The sequence below is a fragment of the Amycolatopsis vastitatis genome (genome assembly GCF_002234595.1).
In the GTDB taxonomy this organism is placed as follows: Bacteria; Actinomycetota; Actinomycetes; order Mycobacteriales; family Pseudonocardiaceae; genus Amycolatopsis; species Amycolatopsis vastitatis.
Map to the genome: position 1 here is coordinate 174,824 of NZ_NMUL01000001.1, position 18,734 is coordinate 193,557.

General features: G+C 71.3%; 22 protein-coding genes. 11 read left to right on the forward strand and 11 right to left on the reverse strand.

Translation table 11 applies throughout. The features are described from left to right. Nucleotides 1-139: 139 nt before the first annotated feature. Nucleotides 140-1,102 carry an alpha/beta hydrolase gene (locus CF165_RS00945; protein WP_093945467.1) on the reverse strand — a complete coding sequence of 321 codons (963 nt, stop codon included), beginning with the start codon at nucleotides 1,100-1,102 and terminating at the stop codon, nucleotides 140-142. 152 nt (nucleotides 1,103-1,254) lie between these two features. Between CF165_RS00945 and CF165_RS00950 the strand changes: the two genes are divergently transcribed. From CF165_RS00950 to CF165_RS00960, 3 genes are all read left to right on the forward strand, one after another. Next, the gene (locus tag CF165_RS00950) at nucleotides 1,255-1,713 is read left to right on the forward strand and encodes a MarR family winged helix-turn-helix transcriptional regulator (RefSeq protein ID WP_093945468.1); all 459 of its coding nucleotides are present in this window, start codon (nucleotides 1,255-1,257) and stop codon (nucleotides 1,711-1,713) included. 37 nt (nucleotides 1,714-1,750) lie between these two features. Next, on the forward strand, nucleotides 1,751-2,593 hold the full coding sequence (locus tag CF165_RS00955; RefSeq protein ID WP_093945550.1) for an SAM-dependent methyltransferase: 843 nt from the start codon (nucleotides 1,751-1,753) through the stop codon (nucleotides 2,591-2,593). A gap of 90 nt (nucleotides 2,594-2,683) precedes the next feature. Beyond that, nucleotides 2,684-3,151, forward strand: a complete 468-nt coding sequence (locus CF165_RS00960) for a DUF1453 family protein (protein ID WP_093945469.1) — start codon at nucleotides 2,684-2,686, stop codon at nucleotides 3,149-3,151. Here the strand turns inward: CF165_RS00960 and CF165_RS00965 are convergent. Continuing rightward, nucleotides 3,134-4,081 (reverse strand): patatin-like phospholipase family protein, encoded by a 948-nt coding sequence (locus tag CF165_RS00965; protein WP_240521413.1) that lies wholly within the window; start codon nucleotides 4,079-4,081, stop codon nucleotides 3,134-3,136. The genes CF165_RS00960 and CF165_RS00965 overlap by 18 nt on opposite strands. Before the next feature lie 109 nt (nucleotides 4,082-4,190). Here CF165_RS00965 and CF165_RS00970 point away from each other — a divergent pair, with 109 nt between their 5' ends. From CF165_RS00970 to CF165_RS00980, 3 genes are read left to right on the forward strand one after another with little or no spacing between them, the layout of a single operon-like run. Next, on the forward strand, nucleotides 4,191-4,733 hold the full coding sequence (locus tag CF165_RS00970; RefSeq protein ID WP_093945471.1) for a PadR family transcriptional regulator: 543 nt from the start codon (nucleotides 4,191-4,193) through the stop codon (nucleotides 4,731-4,733). Then, on the forward strand, nucleotides 4,730-6,742 hold the full coding sequence (locus CF165_RS00975; RefSeq protein WP_093945472.1) for an NADPH-dependent 2,4-dienoyl-CoA reductase: 2,013 nt from the start codon (nucleotides 4,730-4,732) through the stop codon (nucleotides 6,740-6,742). The genes CF165_RS00970 and CF165_RS00975 overlap by 4 nt, the downstream gene beginning before the upstream one ends. Before the next feature lie 50 nt (nucleotides 6,743-6,792). Continuing rightward, complete coding sequence (locus tag CF165_RS00980) at nucleotides 6,793-7,746, forward strand: prephenate dehydrogenase (protein WP_093945473.1); 954 nt, start codon at nucleotides 6,793-6,795, stop codon at nucleotides 7,744-7,746. Nucleotides 7,747-7,750: 4 nt separating this feature from the next. On the opposite strand, the gene CF165_RS00985 is transcribed toward CF165_RS00980, so the two are convergent. Further along, nucleotides 7,751-7,963 carry an antitoxin gene (locus CF165_RS00985; RefSeq protein ID WP_093945474.1) on the reverse strand — a complete coding sequence of 71 codons (213 nt, stop codon included), beginning with the start codon at nucleotides 7,961-7,963 and terminating at the stop codon, nucleotides 7,751-7,753. Between the two features lie 23 nt (nucleotides 7,964-7,986). Continuing rightward, nucleotides 7,987-9,954 carry an FUSC family protein gene (locus tag CF165_RS00990; protein ID WP_093945475.1) on the reverse strand — a complete coding sequence of 656 codons (1,968 nt, stop codon included), beginning with the start codon at nucleotides 9,952-9,954 and terminating at the stop codon, nucleotides 7,987-7,989. A gap of 68 nt (nucleotides 9,955-10,022) precedes the next feature. On the opposite strand from CF165_RS00990, the gene CF165_RS00995 reads away from it, so the two are divergent. Together CF165_RS00995 and CF165_RS01000 are read left to right on the forward strand one after the other, a co-directional pair. Then, on the forward strand, nucleotides 10,023-10,472 hold the full coding sequence (locus tag CF165_RS00995; RefSeq protein WP_093945476.1) for an SRPBCC family protein: 450 nt from the start codon (nucleotides 10,023-10,025) through the stop codon (nucleotides 10,470-10,472). Nucleotides 10,473-10,573: 101 nt separating this feature from the next. After that, nucleotides 10,574-11,353 carry a polysaccharide deacetylase family protein gene (locus CF165_RS01000; RefSeq protein WP_240521414.1) on the forward strand — a complete coding sequence of 260 codons (780 nt, stop codon included), beginning with the start codon at nucleotides 10,574-10,576 and terminating at the stop codon, nucleotides 11,351-11,353. Here the strand turns inward: CF165_RS01000 and CF165_RS01005 are convergent. The 4 genes from CF165_RS01005 to CF165_RS01020 form a co-directional block, all read right to left on the reverse strand. After that, complete coding sequence (locus CF165_RS01005; protein ID WP_093945477.1) at nucleotides 11,350-11,823, reverse strand: hypothetical protein; 474 nt, start codon at nucleotides 11,821-11,823, stop codon at nucleotides 11,350-11,352. The two genes, CF165_RS01000 and CF165_RS01005, sit on opposite strands and share 4 nt — an antisense overlap. Next, nucleotides 11,820-12,425, reverse strand: a complete 606-nt coding sequence (locus CF165_RS01010; RefSeq protein WP_093945478.1) for an RNA polymerase sigma factor — start codon at nucleotides 12,423-12,425, stop codon at nucleotides 11,820-11,822. Before CF165_RS01010 ends, CF165_RS01005 begins: the two co-directional genes overlap by 4 nt. Nucleotides 12,426-12,845: 420 nt before the next feature. Then, nucleotides 12,846-13,511: an SGNH/GDSL hydrolase family protein gene (locus CF165_RS01015; RefSeq protein WP_093945479.1), complete on the reverse strand. Its 666-nt coding sequence runs from the start codon at nucleotides 13,509-13,511 to the stop codon at nucleotides 12,846-12,848. A gap of 10 nt (nucleotides 13,512-13,521) precedes the next feature. Continuing rightward, nucleotides 13,522-14,130, reverse strand: a complete 609-nt coding sequence (locus CF165_RS01020) for an NAD(P)-dependent oxidoreductase (protein ID WP_093945480.1) — start codon at nucleotides 14,128-14,130, stop codon at nucleotides 13,522-13,524. A gap of 83 nt (nucleotides 14,131-14,213) precedes the next feature. Here CF165_RS01020 and CF165_RS01025 point away from each other — a divergent pair, with 83 nt between their 5' ends. Then, nucleotides 14,214-14,777, forward strand: coding sequence for a TetR/AcrR family transcriptional regulator (locus CF165_RS01025; RefSeq protein WP_093945481.1), 564 nt, complete (start codon nucleotides 14,214-14,216; stop codon nucleotides 14,775-14,777). Here the strand turns inward: CF165_RS01025 and CF165_RS01030 are convergent. Continuing rightward, a complete protein-coding gene (locus tag CF165_RS01030) occupies nucleotides 14,774-15,262 on the reverse strand; it encodes a GbsR/MarR family transcriptional regulator (protein ID WP_093945482.1) in 489 nt (162 codons plus the stop codon). The genes CF165_RS01025 and CF165_RS01030 overlap by 4 nt on opposite strands. Before the next feature lie 93 nt (nucleotides 15,263-15,355). Here CF165_RS01030 and CF165_RS01035 point away from each other — a divergent pair, with 93 nt between their 5' ends. Both CF165_RS01035 and CF165_RS01040 read left to right on the forward strand, forming a co-directional pair. Beyond that, the gene (locus tag CF165_RS01035) at nucleotides 15,356-16,252 is read left to right on the forward strand and encodes an ABC transporter ATP-binding protein (protein WP_093945483.1); all 897 of its coding nucleotides are present in this window, start codon (nucleotides 15,356-15,358) and stop codon (nucleotides 16,250-16,252) included. Beyond that, on the forward strand, nucleotides 16,249-17,883 hold the full coding sequence (locus tag CF165_RS01040; protein WP_093945484.1) for an ABC transporter permease: 1,635 nt from the start codon (nucleotides 16,249-16,251) through the stop codon (nucleotides 17,881-17,883). The genes CF165_RS01035 and CF165_RS01040 overlap by 4 nt, the downstream gene beginning before the upstream one ends. On the opposite strand, the gene CF165_RS01045 is transcribed toward CF165_RS01040, so the two are convergent. Together CF165_RS01045 and CF165_RS51995 are read right to left on the reverse strand one after the other, a co-directional pair. Then, on the reverse strand, nucleotides 17,880-18,356 hold the full coding sequence (locus tag CF165_RS01045; protein ID WP_093945485.1) for a hypothetical protein: 477 nt from the start codon (nucleotides 18,354-18,356) through the stop codon (nucleotides 17,880-17,882). The genes CF165_RS01040 and CF165_RS01045 overlap by 4 nt on opposite strands. 39 nt (nucleotides 18,357-18,395) lie before the next feature. After that, nucleotides 18,396-18,734 (reverse strand): hypothetical protein, encoded by a 339-nt coding sequence (locus CF165_RS51995; protein WP_158226728.1) that lies wholly within the window; start codon nucleotides 18,732-18,734, stop codon nucleotides 18,396-18,398.

An 18,734-nucleotide genomic window follows, 5' to 3' on the forward strand; every position in this document is an offset into this window, starting at 1 on the left:
CGGTCCTTCCAGGCGGGCAGAAATGCGCGCCCGGATCACGGGACTCGCGTATATATCACGTTTGAGCGGCCAGGCACGTTGCGGCTCTGTGAGTTCTGTCATAGGGCCGCAACGTGCGCGGGACTCAGCGTTTTCTCAGTTATCCGGCGAGGGCGCGCGACAGCACCGTCACGGCCTGGGTGATCGCGGCCTCGGCGGCGTGGGTTTCGCGAAGGGCGTTGACCATCACGAAGTCGTGGATGATGCCCTGGTACCGGACGGCCGTGACGGGCACACCGGCCTGACGCAGTTTCGCCGCGTACGCCTCACCTTCGTCGCGGAGGACGTCGGCTTCGCCGGTGATCACCAGGGCCGGCGGCAGCCCGGCCAGCTCGTCGAGCGACGCGCGCAGCGGCGACGCCGTGATCTCCGCGCGCTGGGCGGGATCCGTCGTGTACTGGTCCCAGAACCACTTCATGCCCTCGCGGCCGAGGAAGTAGCCCTCGGCGAACTTCAGGTACGACTCGGTGTCGAAGTTCGCGTCGGTGACCGGGTAGAAGAGCACCTGCTGCCGGAAGGTGACGTCGCCGCGCCGCTTGGCCATCAGGGTCAGCGCCGCGGTCATGTTCCCGCCGACGGAGTCGCCGGCGATCGCGATGCGCGAAGTGTCGAGACCCTTTTCGGCGCCGTGCTCGGCAACCCACTTCGCCACGGCGTAGTTCTCTTCGATGGCGATCGGGTAGCGCGCCTCGGGCGAGCGGCTGTACTCGGGGAAGACGACGGCCGCGCCGACGCCGGCCGCCAGTTCGCGGACGAGCCGCTCGTGGGTGTGGAAGTCGCCGAACACCCAGCCGGCGCCGTGGATGTAGACGATCACCGGCAGCGGACCGGAAACACCCGCGGGGCGGACTATCCGAGCTTCGACGTCGCCGTTCGGGCCGCCCGGGACGGCCAGCACCTCGATCTCCGCGTCGGCCATGGCGACGTCGCCGTCCTGGACGCCGTCGACGGCCTTCCGGCCCTCCTCCGGCGGGAGCTGGAACAGGTACGGCGGCTGGTCGGTGGCCTCGGCGAACGCCTGCGCGGCCGGTTCGAGGGCCAGGTTGTGCGGGTTGGCGGTCATGTCGTCCTCCTCGGGAGCGAAGCTGATGTCACAAAGCTAGCGCGCAACTGAGTTGTGCACAACTGAATTGGATCCAATGAGATTAAGGGCACTTAAGTTGCCGTTCAGGCGGGCATCCGGAAACATGGAGAGTTACGAGACAGGAGGACGCCATGACCGACACCGGCTCCCCGCGCCTGGACGACCAGCTCTGCTTCGGCCTGTATTCGGCGTCGCGAGCGGTGACGTCGCTGTACCGGGCCGTCCTGGCGGACCTCGACCTGACCTACCCGCAGTACCTCGTGATGCTCGCGCTCTGGGAGCAGGACGACCGGCTGGTCAAGGAGCTCGGCGCCGAGCTGAACCTCGACTCGGGCACGCTGTCGCCACTGCTCAAGCGGCTGGAGAGCGCGGGTGTGGTCAAGCGCACCCGGCAGGCCGACGACGAACGCGCGGTCCGGGTCAGCCTCAGCGACGCCGGGAAGGCGTTGCGCGAGAAGGCCGCCGGCGTCCCGGCCGTGATCGGCGAGGCGATGGGTCTGGACCAAGCCGGACTCGCCCGGATGCGCGGCGAGCTGGACCGGTTGACCGAGTCGGTGAACGCCTATCGGGACGCCTTGTCCCCGGCATGATCGCCGCCGTGGCAGCATGGCCGTGAAGGGGATGGTCATGATCAACCACGACGACGCGCTCAAGGCCGTCGAAGGCAGCCTGGACCGGCCGTCGGCGGCTCGGGTCTACGACTACTTCATCGGCGGCAACACGCACTACGCGATCGACCGCGATTTCGCCGAGAAGGTCCGGGAACGGCTGCCGCTCATCGGCGAATACTGCCTGACGAGCCGTCAGTTCCTGGGCCGCGCGATCCGCCAGTGCGTGCACGCGGGCGTGCGGCAGTTCGTCGACATCGGCTCCGGCCTGCCGACCGCGGGCAACGTGCACGAGGTCGCAGATGACACGAGCTCGAAGCTGGACACGCGAGTGCTCTACATCGACAACGAGCCCATCGCGCTCGCGCACTCGACGCTGCTGCTCGCCGACACGGCCGATCCCGAGCGTCACCACGCCATCGCCGCGGACTTCCTGCGGCCGGAGGACCTCTGGGACCGGGTGACCGCGTCGGCGGTCATCGACGTGCGCGAGCCGATCGCGCTGGTGATCAACGCGGTCATGCACTTCGTCAAGGACGAGCAGAACCCCGACCACCTGCTCGAGTACTACCGCGCGCGGCTGGCGCCCGGCTCGCTGCTCGTGTTGTCGCAGATGACCAACGAGAATCCGGTGGACGAAGACGAGCGGCAGGCGCTGCTCGACCTCCTCGAGTACTACGAGACGACGACGAACCCGGCTTTCATGCGCTCGATGGCGGAGTTCGAGCGTTTCTTCGGCGGCTGGCCGATGCTGGAACCCGGGCTGGTCTACGCACCGGCCTGGCACCCGGACGAGCACACCGTGTTCGCCGGCGCGCCGTCCCAGTCGCGGGTGATCGGCGGCGTCGCGCGCAAGCCTTGATCCACCCGGCTTCCACCCTCGGGTTGACGTCGTGACGCTCCTCGTGCGGGCACCGTGGTGATCGGGAGATCACCACGGGAGGGAACGTTCGTGAACAGCACAGTCAACGTCGTCGCCGGGCTCGCCGTCCTGGCCCTGCTCGTGGTGCGGCAGATACGGAAGCGCCCGCTCCGGGAAGACCCCAGGCCGGTCGTGCTGGTGGTCCTGCTGGTTCTCGGCATCCTGCAGCTGGGCACCTACCTCAAGGTCGTTCCCGCGTCGGCCGCGGTGATCGCGCTCCTCGTGGCCACCCTCCTGCTCGGCGCGGGCTTCGGCGCCGTCCGGGCGTGGAGCGTCCGGATCTGGCGGGAGGACGGGCAGCTGTGGCGCCAGGGCAGCCGGCTCACCGCGGTGCTGTGGCTGGTGGGTTTCGGTGTCCACATCGGACTGGACGCGCTGTTCGACGGCGTCGCCCACGGCCTCGGCGTGGGGTCGATCCTGCTGTATCTGGCGGTTTCCCTTGGCGTGCAACGGCTCTTCGTGCAGTCGCGGGCCAGCCGGCTAGGAAGCTTCGCGTAGTCCTTCCAGGAGACCGAGAACCGCGTTCTTGCCGAGTTCGACGGCCTTGCGCAGCACCTCGGGGTCGCGCTCCAGCACCACGACGTCCGGTGCGCCGGCGGGCGGGCGGATGGTCAGGACGCGCGGGTCGGACGCCAGGAACTCCTCGTCCTCGACGTCTCGCCGGTAGGTGTCGCGCCAGGCCGGGATCGCGCCGGGGGCTTGGCGGCGCAGGAACCGCGGTACGAGGACGTCGTGCATCCGAGGGGGCGGCAAGGGCAGTTCGTCGGCGCGGCGGGTGCGCAGCACCAGGAGGTCGGTCGCGTCCTGGGCGAGTGCGGTGCGGTACGGGATCGGCTCGGCCACGCCGGCGTCGACGAACCGGCGGCCCGCCATCGGGATCGGCGGTCCGGCCAGCACCGGCATGCACGAGGACGCGGCGAGCGCGACCTTGATCGCGTCGACATCGGTCAGAAAGGGGTGCAGGTCGGTGGACTCGCCGGTGTCGGCGTCGGTGGCCAGCGGGCGGAAGGTGACCGGGTTGGCCAGGATCGCCGGGAAGTCCATCGGTTCCAGGACCGAATACACCTGGTGGACGAGGTATTCGAGGTCGATCACCGCGCGGCCGCGCAGGGTGTGGAGCGGGTTGATGATCCGCCGCATGACGACCGGGTTCCACCAGGTCCGGACGCCGGTCGAGGACCGGCCGCAGAGCAGCCAGGCGCCGTTCAGCGCGCCGGCCGACGAGCCGTAGACGGCGTCGAACGCGGGCGTGACGCCGAGTTCGTCGAGGGCGAGGACCATGCCGCTGGAGTAGGTGCCGCGGCTGCTGCCGCCCTCGATGGCGAGCGCGAGACGTCGGCCGTCGGTGCGTTGTCCCGGGACGCTGCCCGCCGCCATCCGTTCGGAGATCAGTTCGAGTACCGGGTGCACTCCTCCCATCCTGGTCATTTCGCTCATGAAGTCGACCCGTTTTGTGAAGGGCGCGGCATCCCACCCTGGCGGGTGAAGTGATGTGTGCCTCGTTGCACTGCAACTCGTTGCATAGGACCCTCGGACGATGGCACTGGAGCACGCGATCCTCGTCTCGCTGTCCGAGCGCGCCGGTTCGGGCTACGAGCTCACGCGCCGCTTCGAGAAGTCGATCGGGCTCTTCTGGAGCGCCACCCACCAGCAGATCTACCGCGTGCTGAAGCGGATGGAAGAGGCGGGCTGGGTCGCCGTCGCCGTCGTCGCGCAGTCGGGCCGCCCGGACAAGAAGGTCCACACCGTCAGCGACGCCGGACGCGCCGAGCTGGTTCGCTGGCTCGCCGCGCCCGATCCGTCGGCCGGGCCGGTCGAACTCGCGGTGAAGATCCGCGGCGCGACCTTCGGCGACCCGGCGAAGGTGGCCGAGGAGATCGTCCGGCACCGCGCGAAACACGCCGAACGTCTCGACGTCTACCGCCAGATCGAGAAGCGCGACTTCCCCGCGCCGTCGGCCCTGACCGGCCAGCACCTGCACCAGTACCTGGTCCTGCGCGGCGGCATCCGCGTCGAAGAGGGCCAAGTCGAGTGGTTCGACGAGGTACTCGCCGCCCTCCACCCGAAGGACGCCCGATGAGCCCGTACCCGCACCTGCTCAGCCCGCTCGACCTCGGCTTCACGACGCTGCGCAACCGCGTCCTGATGGGGTCGATGCACACCGGCCTGGAAGACAAGGCCGCGCACTTCCCGCAGCTGGCCGAGTACTACGCCGAACGCGCCCGCGGCGGCGTCGGCCTGATCGTCACCGGCGGGTTCGCCCCGAACCGCACCGGCTGGCTGCTGCCGCTCGCCTCCAAGCTGACGACGTCCGCCGAAGCGAAAGAACACCGGCAGCTCACCGCGCCGGTGCACGAAGCCGGCGGCAAGATCGCGCTGCAGGTCCTGCACGCCGGCCGGTACGCCTACCACCCGCTGAGCGTGTCCGCGTCGAGCATCAAGGCGCCGATCAACCCGTTCCGGCCGCGCGCGCTGACCGGCTACGGCGTCCGTCAGCAGATCCGCGCCTTCGCCGACTGCGCCGCTCTCGCGCGCGAAGCGGGCTACGACGGCGTCGAGATCATGGGCTCCGAGGGCTACCTGATCAACCAGTTCCTCACCGAGCGCACCAACAAGCGCACCGACGCCTGGGGCGGTACGCCCGAGAAGCGCCGCCGGTTCGCCGTCGAGATCGTGAAGCGGACACGCGAAAAGGTCGGGGACGACTTCATCATCATCTACCGGCTCTCCATGCTCGACCTCGTCCCGGGCGGCCAGCGCTGGGAAGACGTCGTCGCGCTCGCCAAGGACGTCGAAGCCGCCGGTGCCACGATCATCAACACCGGCATCGGCTGGCACGAAGCCCGCGTCCCGACGATCGTGACGTCGGTGCCGCGCGCCGCCTTCACCTGGGTGACCGGGAAGCTCAAGCCGCACGTGGACATCCCGGTCGTCACGTCGAACCGGATCAACATGCCGCAGGTCGCGGAGGAAGCCCTGACCGCCGGTCACGCCGATCTCGTGTCGATGGCTCGGCCGTTCCTCGCCGACCCCGAGTGGATCCGGAAGGCCGAGAGCGGGCGCGAAGACGAGATCAACACCTGCATCGCGTGCAACCAGGCCTGTCTCGACCACGCCTTCAAGCGGAAACTCGTGTCCTGCATGGTGAACCCGCGCGCCGGCCACGAAACCACGCTGACGCTCGCGCCGACCCGCCGGTCGAAGCACGTCGCCGTCGTCGGCGCCGGGCCCGCCGGGCTGTCGGCAGCGACCGCGCTGGCCGAACGCGGGCACAGCGTCGAACTGTTCGAAGCCGACGACGAGATCGGCGGCCAGTTCGGCATCGCGCGGAAGATCCCCGGCAAGGAGGAGTTCGCCGAGACCATCCGCTACTACCAGCGGCGCATCGAGGTGACCGGGGTGAAACTGCACCTCGGGACCCGCGTGCGGGCGGACGACCTGACCGGCTTCGACGAGGTCGTGCTCGCCACCGGCGTCGTGCCGCGCGTGCCGTCGCTGCCCGGGATCGACCACCCGAAGGTGCTGTCCTACGTCGACGTCGTCCGGCACGGCAAGCCGGTCGGCGAGCGGGTCGCGGTGATCGGGGCCGGCGGCATCGGCGTCGACGTGAGTGAGTTCCTCACACACGCGGACTCGCCCGCGCTCGACCTCGGCGCGTGGCTGGCCGAGTGGGGTGTCACCGACCCGGAACAGGCGGCGGGCGGGCTCGGGACGCCGAAGCCCGAGCCGTCACCGCGGCAGGTGTACCTGCTGCAGCGCAAGAAGTCCGGGATCGGTTCCGGGCTCGGCAAGACCTCGGGCTGGGTGCACCGGGCCGCGCTCAAGGCCAAGCGCGTCGAGCAGCTTCCCGGCGTCACCTACGACCGGATCGACGACGACGGCCTGCACATCACCGTCGACGGCGTGGCGCGGCTGCTGGAAGTCGACACGGTCGTCGTCTGCGCCGGTCAGGAACCCGTGCGGGACCTCGCGGACGACTTGCGGGCGGCGGGGCTGCCGGTGCACCTGATCGGCGGCGCCGACGTCGCCGCCGAACTCGACGCGAAACGCGCCATCGACCAGGGGACGCGGCTCGCGGCGGCGCTTTAGCCCGAGAAGCGTTCGGCACTGGCAGGATGGGCCCCGTGCGAGACGTATGCGTGATCGGGCTCGGGCTGATCGGCGGTTCGCTGCTGCGCGCGGCGGCCGCGAGCGGCCGCACGGCGTTCGGCGCCGCGGTATCCGAAGTGGACGCCGACGCGGCGAGCAGAGCGGGCTACGACGTCACGACGGACGTCGAAGCGGCCCTGCACCGAGCCGCGGCCGAGGACGCCATGGTCGTGCTCGCCGTGCCGCTTCCCGCCGTCGAAGACCTGCTGCGCCTGGTCTCCCAGCACGCGTCGCACTGCCTGCTCACCGACGTGACCAGCGTGAAAGCGCCGGTCCTGGACGCCGTCCGCCGTCGCGTGCCGTACACGCGGTACGTCGGCGGGCACCCGATGGCGGGGACGTCGAACTCCGGCTGGCTGGCCGGTGACGCCGCGCTGTTCCAAGGCGCCGCTTGGGTGGTCGGCGTCGAGGACGACACCGACCTGGAGGCCTGGGCCGAGGTGACGAAGCTCGTGCTGGACATCGGGGCGCACGTCGTGCCGCTGCCCGCGGAGTCGCACGACGAGGCCGTCGCCCGGATCTCACACCTGCCGCACCTGCTCGCGGCGATCCTGGCGACGATCGGCGCCGAGGGCGGGCCGCTGGCCATGTCACTGGCGGCCGGGTCCTATCGCGACGGCACGCGCGTCGCGGGGTCGAACCCGCACCTCGTGCGCGCGATGACCGAAGGCAACCGGGACGCGCTGCTGCCGATCGTCGACGAAGCGCTCGGCCGGCTCGGCGCGGCGCGGGGTTCGCTCGCGTCGACCGGCGGCCTGGCGGCCACGATCAACGCGGGATACGAAGGCACGCAAGCGCTTGCGGCCGGCCTGGACGTCGAACGCGCCGGCGTCCGGATCAGCCTGTCCGCGCCGGACGCCCGCCAGGGCTTGATCGCCCTCGGCGAGCGCGGCGGCCGGATCACCGGCCTCTCCGACGGCATCGCGACCGGCGAAGTCCAGTAGCGGGCTACCGGGGCGTGTCCGGGGTGTCCGGTGTGTCGTCGAACTTGTTGAGGAAGTCCTTGGCCTTCTCGATGCCGCTGTCGATCTGCTCGTCGTGGCCGGCGAACTTGGACTTGGCGAAGCCGGCCGCCTTGTCGAGGCCTTCCTCGATCTTGTCGTTGTGCTCGCGCAGGGCCTCCTCGGCCTTGCCCTTCAACGCCTCGAAGTCGATTCCCATGGGTACATCCAACCGCAGGAGCGTCAGGTGCGCCTGGGGTAGGGCAGGAACCGCCGGACGAGCCGCGGCGGGCGGCGTTCCGTCAGGTCCGGCCCGCGGACGGCGTCGAACGCCGACTCCAGCTGGTCGACCACACCGGACAGCCGCGGCGCGTCCGGCAGCGGCATCGACCGTGGCTCGCGTTGTTCCCGGACGGCCGACGCGAGTTCGCCCAGAGCGGCCGTGAGCAGCTCGACCTCACCCGGGTCCGGTGGCGGCACGCCCCGCCCGATCGTCACGCCGACCTCGGTGACGGCGTCCGCGACGCGCTCCTGCGCCGCGATCACCGGCCACCACGCCACGGCTTGCCGGCCGTTCGCGGACGGCTCGACGACGACCTGCTGGAACGCCGTCCGCAGGTCGGCCAGTGCCCGGTAGGCGCCGCGGCGGGCCCGGGACCGAGTCAGCCGGGCCTCCCCCGACGACGCCTCGACCAGCGCGTGCGAGACGTACTTCGCGACCGCGTCCAGCCCGTCGGCCAGCCGCCCGCCGACCTGCGGCCGCCTGCTGCCCGGCCACAGCAGGTAGCCGAAGACCAGGACGATCACGCAGCCCAGCGCGGTGTCGACCAGCCGCGCGAGCACGACGGACCAGTTGCCGGTGTGGGCCAGGCCCATCTGCAGGATGATCAACGGCGTCACGAAGGCGCTCTGGACGCCGTAGTTGCGCACCTTCCCGACCGCGATGCCGCCGGCGAAGACCGCGCTCAGCACCACCAGCACCCAGCCCTGCGCCCCGAGCGCGAGCACGACGGCGCCGATCCCGACGCCGATGACCGTGCCGATCCCGCGCAGCACCGCGCGGCCGAAGACGGACCCGAAGTCGGGCTTGAGCACGATGCCGACGGTCAGGGTGATCCAGTACGACCGCTCCAGCGGCACGAGCAGGCCGACGACCTCGGCGATCGCGACGCACAGCGTCAGCCGCAGCGCGGCGACCCACGTCAGCGGGCCGGACGCGAGCGAACCCGCCCACTCCCGCAGCCGCCGGTACCAGGGCGTCGGCGCGCGGCGCTTGCGGTCGTCACCCTTGCCGATCCGGACCAGGCCGGCGTACAGCGCGGTGAGCACCGGGTCGGGGTCGCCGGGCGGCATCGGCGGCGGTTCCGGCAGCGGCTGGCCGGCCAGCACCGACGCCGACAGCGCGACGAAGTGGTCGATGACCTGCTGGGGCGCGCGGCGGCCGGCGTTGACCATCGCGACCGATGCCTCGACCGCGGGGGTCGTGGCCGAGAGCAGGTTGAGCAGGTGCCGGTAGGCGGCGTCGCGGCCGGACAGCCACGAGCGCGCGGTCAGCAGCTGGTCGTAGGCGGTGTTCATCGCCGTGGTCAGCCGGTGGCGGGCCACGCGGGAGACGGCTTCGTCGGTCGCCGACAGCATCGCGGCCAGCTCGACGTAGACGTGTGCGACGGCGGTGCGTTCGGGGCTGGTCGCCCGGAAGGTCCAGCTGGCGAGCGCGACCAGGAAGCTCCAGGCCGCGCCGAGGCAGAAGTAGCCGAACAGGACTTCGACGCGCACGCCGGTCGCGTGCTGCCCGGTGGCGAGCACGCAGAACACCAGCATCTGCAGCCCGGCGACGGAGGCGTTGCTGCCGGCCGCGCTGACCAGCGCGGAGACCGCGGCGACCAGGATCACCGCGGGCACGGACAGCGCGGGGGTGCCGCCGGTGAGCAGCCCGGCGAGGTAGCCGGCGGTCGCGGCCAGCGTCGCGCCGCCCAGCCTGCGCGCGCGGTAGCGGTAGGGCCCGGCCGATTCGGAGAGCACCGCGGGGAGCGCGCCGGTCGAGATGAGCGCGCCGACGGCGATGTCTCCCGCCGCGTAGGCCACCGCGAGCGGCACGGTGAGCGCGACGACGGCGCGGGCGACCATGTTCCACGGCACCGGCACCGGCTTGCTGCGGAGCAGCTGGACGAGCCAGTGCGGCGCGGCGAGGTCGGGACGCGGCGTGCTCACCCCCTCATCTTGACCTACGCTGCGCGAGAGGATTAATTATCAGTCTGTCAACAAAGCGGGAGGTTCCGGTGGGCCGTAGGTACTCCTTCGAGGTCAACCGCACGAGCACCGCACCGCCGGAGGCCCTGTTCGCGCTCGAGGCGGACGGCCCGCGCTGGGCGGAGTGGGGAAAGCCACTGATCGTGCAGGCCCGCTGGGCACGCCGGGGCGACGCCGAGCCGGACGGCGTCGGCGCGGTCCGCGAGGTCGGCATGTGGCCGGTGCTCATCCGCGAGGAGACGCTCGAGTACGAACCCGGCCGCAAGCACGTCTACACGTTCGCCGGCCCCAAGCCCCTCAAGGACTACCGGGCCGAGGTGCTCTTCACGCCCGCCGACGGCGGCGGGACGCACCTGCGGTGGACCGGGTCGTTCACCGAGCCGGTCCGGGGCACCGGACCCGCGCTGGCCGCCGGGCTCAAGGCCGTGATCGGCCTGTTCTCGGCCAAGCTGGTCAAGGCGGCCGAAACCGGGCGCTGACCTGGGTGCGCCGGACCACACCAAGATCCTCGGCGCAACGTTCCCCGCCCTTCGCACGTCACTCTTTCGGGTGGTCTTCACGACCTCCCGAAAGAAGGGGGATGCGAAAGATGAGACGTGTGGTAGCGATCGTGGCCGCGGCCGCGCTGACGCTCACCGCCTGTTCGGCGCACGAGCCGGACCGGCAGGAGGTGGTCACCAGCCAGCCCAACCCCGCACCCGGCAGTGGCCCCGGGCCCGCCGTGGCGGCGGCGGGGCCGTACCCCTTCGGCTCGGTGCAGCAGAAGGCCCCCGCGGTGGCGAACGGCGAGGTCCCGCTCGTCCGCCGGATCACCACCGACAAGCCGTACGTCTTCCTCACCATGGACGACGGCGCCGTGCAGGGCCCCGACGCGCTGAACCTGATGCGGCAGAACGCGACCCACCCGGTGCTGTTCCTGAACCAGAAGTACGTGAAGGGCCACGAGGCCTACTTCAAGCAGATCCTCGACGCCACCGGCGCGACGCTCGGCGACCACACCGTCAACCACCCGAACCTCAAGGGCAAGACGCTGGAGTTCCAGCGCAAGGAGATCTGCGACGACGCCGACGACTTCCAGAAGGGACTCGGCGTGCGGCCGTCGATCTTCCGGCCGCCGTTCGGCAACTACGACCAGAACACCCTGCGCGCGGCGGCCACCTGCGGGATGCGCGTCGCCGTGCTGTGGACGGCCGCGGTCAACGACGGGCACGTCCAGTTCCAGTCCGGCGACAAGCTCAAGCCGGGCGACATCGTGCTGATGCACTTCCGCAAGACCTTCAAAGAGGACTACACGGCGTTCGTCGAGCAGGCCAAGAAGGACGGGCTCACGCCCGTCCCCCTGGCCGACTTCCTGGGTTAGAGCACGACCGTCGGCGTCACGACGGTCCGGCGGCACGACACGTCACCCAGGTGCACGAGGATCTGCGTCGTCCCGCGCGGCACGTTGTCGAGCACGAACCGGCCGCCTTCGTCGGCGGTCGTCGACGTCGTGCCGTGCTCGGCGACGCGCACCTCGACGCCGTACTGGCCGGCCGGCACGAGCCAGCCGTCGATGCGGTGCAGCTTGCCCATCTTGGTCAGGTTGATCATCACCGTCAGGTCGCTGACGGTGAACGTGATCGTGCCGGTGGCGCCGCCGCGGACACCGGCGAGGTTGTCCAGCCGCTCCCACCGGGCGACCTCGACGTCGAGGTCTTCGAGGGCGAGCGCGAACTGGACCCGCTGCACCAGGTCACCCGGTGGCGGGTCCAGTTCGTCGAGGAAACGGCCGATGCCGGCCAGGATCACTTCGTCGGTGAAGGCCTCTCCAGGCGTCCCGAGCTCGTTCATCGGCTTCCCCCTTCACTGGCGAGCAGATCGCGCATCTGGTCGAGGCAGCGCCCCCTCGTCGGGCCGACACTGCCACGCCGCATGTGCAGCGCCTCGGCGACGAGCTGGTACTCCGCGCGACCCGCGAGCACGGTCAGCCGGAGCAGGTCCTGACAGCGGTGGGGCAGCCGGACGAAGGCGCGCCAGACCCGGCGGTCGCGGTCGGCGCGGATGGCTTCGTCTTCGGGTGCCGGTTGGGTGCTCGGCATCGCCTCGGCGACTTCGTCGCTGAGCGGCACGGGCTGCATGCGGCGGCCGAACGGGTGCGTGGCCTCGCGGCGGGTGGTGGTGATCAGCCACGCGGCGAGGGCCTTGGGGTCACGCAGCTTCTCGAGCTGGCTGAACAAGGCGAGCCAGACGGTCTGGACGACGTCTTCGGCCACCGAGCGGTCGAGCCCGTTGCCACGCGCGACGTGCCAGACGAGCGGGGTCAGTTCTTCGACGAGGCGGGCCATGGCCCGGCGGTCGCCCTCCCGGGCGGCCTGCATGCACGCAGCGTGCAGCTCGGCGCCGGTCAGGCCCTCCCACGGCGGGTCTACCTCTGTGGTTTGCACGTCGGTCACCGTATCTGCCCCTCTTCGGATGCTTCTTCGAGTCGGCAATGGCAGTATCGCGGGTCCTTCGGGGGGAAGGAGCGTGCAGGTGGATCTCGGATACATCAAGTCACTTACTTCGTCGGTCGTGCACTACCGGTCAAATGTCAAAACGGGAGGTACCGGCCGGTGCGAGTTCGTGGTCCCGCGCCGGCCGGTACTCCCCTCCCTCAAGGGCCCGCTCCCCAACGGACCCCGCCGGGCGTCCCCTCCCCCGAAGGGCACCCGGCCGACGGTGTCCGGCAGCCCCCTCGGCTCCCGGTCACCGCGTTCTCTCCGAACTCGACACCCCCTGTCGCGTCCTTCGTGCTTGGCTGCTCCACAGGACGCAGTGGGGGCACCGCCAGATACACGAACCGGCGAACTTTTTCTCAAGTCGACGCAGGGCGCCTAACTGATCACGGAAAGTGCCAAAGTCCGCGCCCAGCGGGCGTAACCGGCGGGTCCCGGGTGGAACCGGTCGGACGCGAAGGCCGCGGGATCGAGCAAGGCGGGGTCCATCGGGAGGTGCCGGACGCCGGGGACGTGGCCGAGGGTCGCGGCCGCCCGGTCGAGCGCCGTCGACCGGGCGGACAGGACGTCACGCAGCGGCCGGGGCAGCGCCGGGAAACGGGACATCGGCGGCACCCCGGCCAGGAGGACGTCCACCGGGCCGAGCCGCCGCCGCAGGTCGAGCACCAGGCGCAGGAGGTCACGGCGGTAGGCCGCGGCCGTCCGGAGCTCGATGGTGTCGTTGACGCCGAGGGCGATCACCACCAGGTCGGCCGGGCGGACGAGCGGAGCCAGTTCGGCGCGCGTCACCCGGGCGTTGGCGCCGGTCCGGCCGACCGCCTGCCAGCGCACGGCCCGGCCGTCGCGCGCCAGCTCGCGGGCGAGGCAGCCGGTGAGCGCTTCCTCGTGGTCGGCCGCGCCGACACCGTCCACCGTGGACTCCCCGAGCACCGCCAGCCGGAAGGGTTCGCCGTCACCGGGCACGAGTCCTTCGGTGGGGCCGGCGGCGCCCGGGAGACGCGGGGTCGTGCGTTTGACGTACAGAGCTTGAGCCAGGAGCACCATGGCCTTGAAGCTAGCCGTGGGCGATGGAAACCTTCGCCCTGATCAGCGTGGGATCCGCCACGGCGTCGAGCAGGTACGCGGCGACGTCGGCGCGCCGGATGGTGAACGTGCGGACGTTGCCGTCGAGCCGGCTCGCGACCTTGCCCGTGCGCGGCCCGTTCAGGAGCATCGGCGGGCGGACGATCGTCCAGTCCAGGTCGGTGGCCGTGACCACGTCCTCCATCGCGAGCATGTCCGCCCAGCCGTGCTTCAGGAAGGTGTTGAGCAGCGGCTTGACGAGCGTGCGGGTGAAGAAGCCGTCCCCCTCGGTGTGCATGCCGCTCGCGCTGACGACCAGCAGGCGCTTCGCCCCGGCCTCGATCGCCGCGCGGGCGCCGTCCGCGCAGACCGTGGTCGGCCCGCGGTCGCGGGAGCCGACCGCCGAAATCACCGCGTCGCGGCCTTCGACGGCGGCCGCCAGCTTCTCGTGGTCCTTCAGCCCGGCGACGACGACCTCGGCCGGCAGCCGCAGCCGGGCGGAGTCGCGGACGACGGCCGTCACGTGCCAGCCGCGTTCCAGGCCCTGCTTGACGACCTCGCCGCCGACGCCGCCGGTGGCTCCCAGCACAGTGATCCGCATGGTGGTTCCTCCTCGGTTAGTGAACACTCACCAGGTAGGGTGAGTGTTCACTAACCGAGCTGAGAACGCACTCAGGAGCCGCCATGGGAAGCCGCGAAGAGATCGTCGCCGCGGCCGCGAAGGTGATGCGCGAGCAGGGCTACGCCCACGCGACCACCAAGGTCATCGCGCGGACCGCCGGCTATTCGGAAGCGATGCTCTACAAGCACTTCCGCGACAAGACCGACCTGTTCCTCAGCGTCATGGGCGAGCAGCTGCCCGCGCTCGGCGCCGCACTGGACGAGCTGACCGCCGACCCCGGCCGGGCGCCGTTGCGGGACAACCTGGTCCGCCTCGCCCGGCTCGGCCTCGCCTTCTACCTCGAGGGGTTCCCGATCGCGGTGTCGGTCTTCTCCTCGCGGGAGCTGCTGCGGTCACACCGCGAACGGCTGGGCGAGCACGGCCCCCACGTGCTCCTGAAGGGCGTCGCGGGCTACCTGCGCGCCGAGCAGGCGCTGGGCCGGGTCAAGGCGGAGACCGACGTCGAGGCGGCCGCGGCCCTGTTGCTGGGGGCGTGCTTCCAGCAGGCCTTCCTGGCGACGTTCGAAGAGCGCGAGCCCGCCGACCGCGCCGACCGGCTGGCGGACGTCCTGCTCGCCGGGCTTTAGGCGTTCTTCTCTTCGTGGAGCCGATGCCAGCGCTCGTACATGCCGTTGAGCTCCTCCAGCATGAAGGACAGGAAGTCCCGCATCTCGGCGAGCCGCTTCCCGGCGGGGGTGTCCTCGCCGAGCGCGTCGATGCCGTTCTCGGCCGCGTCGCGCCACATGATGATCATGCGGTCGCGCTTCATGAACGTCGCGTACCAGAGGTCGTCGTAGAGGCGGTAGTGGTCGCGGCGCTCGCCGGGCTCGCGCTCCTTGGCGACCAGGCCGATCTGCTCGAGGTAGCGCACGGCACCGGAGACGGCCGCCGGGCTGACCTGCAGCTGCGAGGCCAGGTCGGCGGCGGTCAGGCGGCCCTCGTCGGTGGTCATCAGCGCGGCGAACACCCGCGCGGACATGCGCTGCATCCCGATCTGCGAAAGCACGAGCCCGAGGCTTTCGACGTACCGGCGGACGGCGTCTTCATCTCGCTTCGTGTCAGGCGTCGTCATCGGCCCATCCTCCCGTACCCGGCCCCCATGATCACTCGATCTAGACATTTTCTTAACTTCACAACTTCGTGAAGCGAGTGTAGCTTCCGAACCATGGAAAACGCCATTTCGGTCACCGGCCTGCACAAGTCGTTCGGCCGGACCAAGGCCCTCGACGGCCTTGACCTGCAGGTACCCGCCGGGGAGGTGCACGGCTTCCTCGGCCCGAACGGCGCCGGGAAGTCGACCACCGTCCGGGTCCTGCTCGGCCTGCTCCACGCGGATTCGGGGGACGTCCGGCTGCTCGGCGGCGACCCCTGGAAGGACGCCGCGAGCCTGCACCGCCGCCTGGCCTACGTGCCCGGCGACGTCAACCTGTGGCCCAACCTCTCCGGCGGCGAGGTGATCGACCTGCTCGGGCGCCTGCGCGGCGGGCTCGACGAGAAGCGCCGCGCCGAGCTCATCGAGCGCTTCGACCTCGACCCCAAGAAGAAGGGGCGGACGTACTCGAAGGGGAACCGGCAGAAGGTCGCCATCGTCGCCGCGCTCGCTTCGCGCGTCGACCTGCTGATCCTCGACGAACCGACGTCCGGGCTCGACCCGCTGATGGAGGCGACGTTCCAGTACGCCATCCAGGAGGAACGCGAGCAGGGCCGCACCGTGCTGCTCTCCAGCCACATCCTCGCCGAGGTCGAGGCGCTGTGCGACAAGGTCAGCATCATCCGCAACGGCCGCACGGTCGAGTCGGGCACGCTCGCCGAGCTGCGCCACCTGACCCGGACGTCGATCACCGCCGAACTCGCCGGGCCGCCGAACGGGCTGACGAAGCTGGCCAACATCCACGACCTCAAGGTCGAGGGCAACCGCGTCCGCTTCGACGTCGAGACGCGCTCGCTCGACGAAGCCCTGCGGCAGCTCACCGAAGTCGGCGTGCGGAGCCTGGTCAGCCAGCCGCCGACGCTGGAGGAGCTGTTCCTGCGCCACTACACGACCGAAGCGAGCGCGAAATGACCGCGACGCTCGAACGCCCGGTCGCGGTGGCGCCGGCCCACGAACTCGCCGGCACCTGGCACCTCACCCGGCTCGCGCTGCGCCGCGACCGCGTCGTCCTGCCGATCTGGATCGTGCTGCTCAGCGTCGTCCCGGCGAGCACGGTCAACACGTTCACGCAGTTCTACCCCACCGTCGCCGACCGGCTGGCGCTGCAGGCGGGCGCGCACGCCAACCCGTCGTACGCGCTGCTCTACGGGCCGCCGTTCGACCTCACGACCGCCGGCGGGTTCATCGCCTGGCGCATGGCCGGGTTCCTCGCGCTGCTCACCGGGCTGATGGTCGTCTTCACCGTCACCCGGCACACCCGCGCCGAAGAGGACACCGGCCGCGCGGAGCTGCTCGCGTCCGCGGTTGTCGGCCGGTACGCGGCGCTGACGGCGTCGCTGCTGGTGGCCGGCGGCGCGAGCGTGCTGATCGGGTTGCTCCAGGCGGGCACCATGATCGGCGCCGGCCTGCCCGCCGCGGGGTCGTTCGCCTTCGGCGCGGCGGAAGCCTTGGCAGGACTGGTCTTCACCGCCGTCGCCGCGGTCGCCGTCCAGCTCGCGGAGTACTCGCGGACCGCCAACGGGATCGGTGCCGCCGTGGTCGGCGCGGCCTTCCTGCTGCGCGGGGCCGGAGATTCCACTGTGGACGCTCGCTGGCTGTCGTGGCTGTCGCCGATCGGCTGGGTGCAGCAGGTCCGGGCGTTCGCCGCCGAACGCTGGTGGGTGCTGCTGCTGCCGGTGGTCCTCGCGCTGGTCGCCGGCGCGGCCGGGTACTGGCTGCTCCCCCGCCGCGACGTCGGCGTCGGCATCCTGCCGCCGCGGCCGGGCCCGGCGACGGCGGCGCCGGGCCTGCGCTCGCCGTTCGCGCTCGCCTGGCGGCTGCACCGCGGACCGCTGCTCGGCTGGACGATCGGGACCGCCGTCGTCGGCGCGGTGTTCGGCTCGATCGCCAGCGGCATCGGCGACCTCGTCGGCTCCAGCCCGCAGGCCCAGCAGATCTTCGAGCGCCTCGGCGGCAGTCACGCGCTGACCCAGGCGTTCCTCGCCGCGATGGCCGGGATGTTCGCCATGGTCGCGTCGCTCTACGGGATCCAGGCCGTCCTGCGGATGCGCAGCGAGGAGACCGCGTTCCGGCTCGAACCGGTGCTGGCCACCAGCGTCGGCAGGCTGCGCTGGGCCGGGAGCCACCTCGTTTTCGCCTTCTTCGGCACGGCGGCACTGCTGCTGACCGGCGGGCTGTTCATGGGCCTGGCCAACGGGTTGCGCACCGGCGACGTCGGCGGATCCATCGGCGACGCGCTCGCCGGGATGGGGGTCCAGCTGCCCGCGGCCTGGGTGGTGGTCGCGCTGGCCGTGACGATCTTCGGGCTGCTGCCGGGCTTTTCGGCCGCGGCGTGGGCGACCGGCTCGCTCGCGCTGCTGCTCAGCCTGTTCGGCCCGGTCCTGAACCTGCCGCAGGCGGTGCTGGACGTCTCGCCGTTCCAGCACCCGCCGAAGCTGCCCGGCCAGGAGTTCGCCGCCACCCCGCTGGTGTGGCTGACGGCGATCGCGGTCGTCGCACTGGCCGCCGGCCTGCTGGGCTGGCGACGCCGGGACGTCGGTTAAGCCGCCCGCAGCTCGTGGTCGGGACCGGCCACGAGCTGCGCCTGCGGCCCCACCTTCCCGCAGGCGGCGCCGTGCGGCTCGCTGTACGCCGGGGTGATGTCGGCGGTGTGCGGCTTGCCGTCGTCGAACCGGACGGTGACCCGGACCGGTTCGGCGGGCAGGCCGGGCACCTCGGCGAACCCGCGGAGGCCGCCGGTCGGCACCATCGACGCGGCGCAGGCACTGTCCGGGCCTCCGGTGCAAGGTGACGCGACCGAGGTGGTGTCGGGCCCGAGGACGACTTCGCGCGTCACGCACTGGCCACGCCAGCACGCGTCGAGCGTCGCGCGCGAAATACCCGCGGGCTGGGGAATCGTCAGGCTGATGCCGGTGAGGTAGCCGATCGCCGGGCAGGCGACCTCCGGCCCGGCCCCGGGCCCGGCACAGCCCGCCGTGACGGCGGCGGCCAGGGCGATCCAAGGAATACAGCGCATACCGGCCAGACGGGACCCGCGCCCGGTTGGTTGCACCGCTCAGTCACGCCATCCGCTGGTCAACGGCAACGGGCTGGCCGTCGAGGTCGGCGTGGCCGAGGTCGACGACGTCGACGGCACCACCGTGACCTCGACGAAGCTGGTGGTGGTCGTCGGCGGCGAAGTCGTCTCCGACGTGACGGTGGACGGCGGCGCGGACGTGGTCATCGTGACGGGCACGGCGGAAACGGTCCTGGTCGGCGGCGGAGTGGTGCCGGTCGTGTCGGCGGGGTGCGGGGTGGTGCGCCCGGCGACGAGCAGCGCGGCCACCAGCAGCCCGGTGGCGAACCCCGCCAGCCCGGTGACCGCGGCGGAGCCCCAGGTAGGTCGGCCACTCAT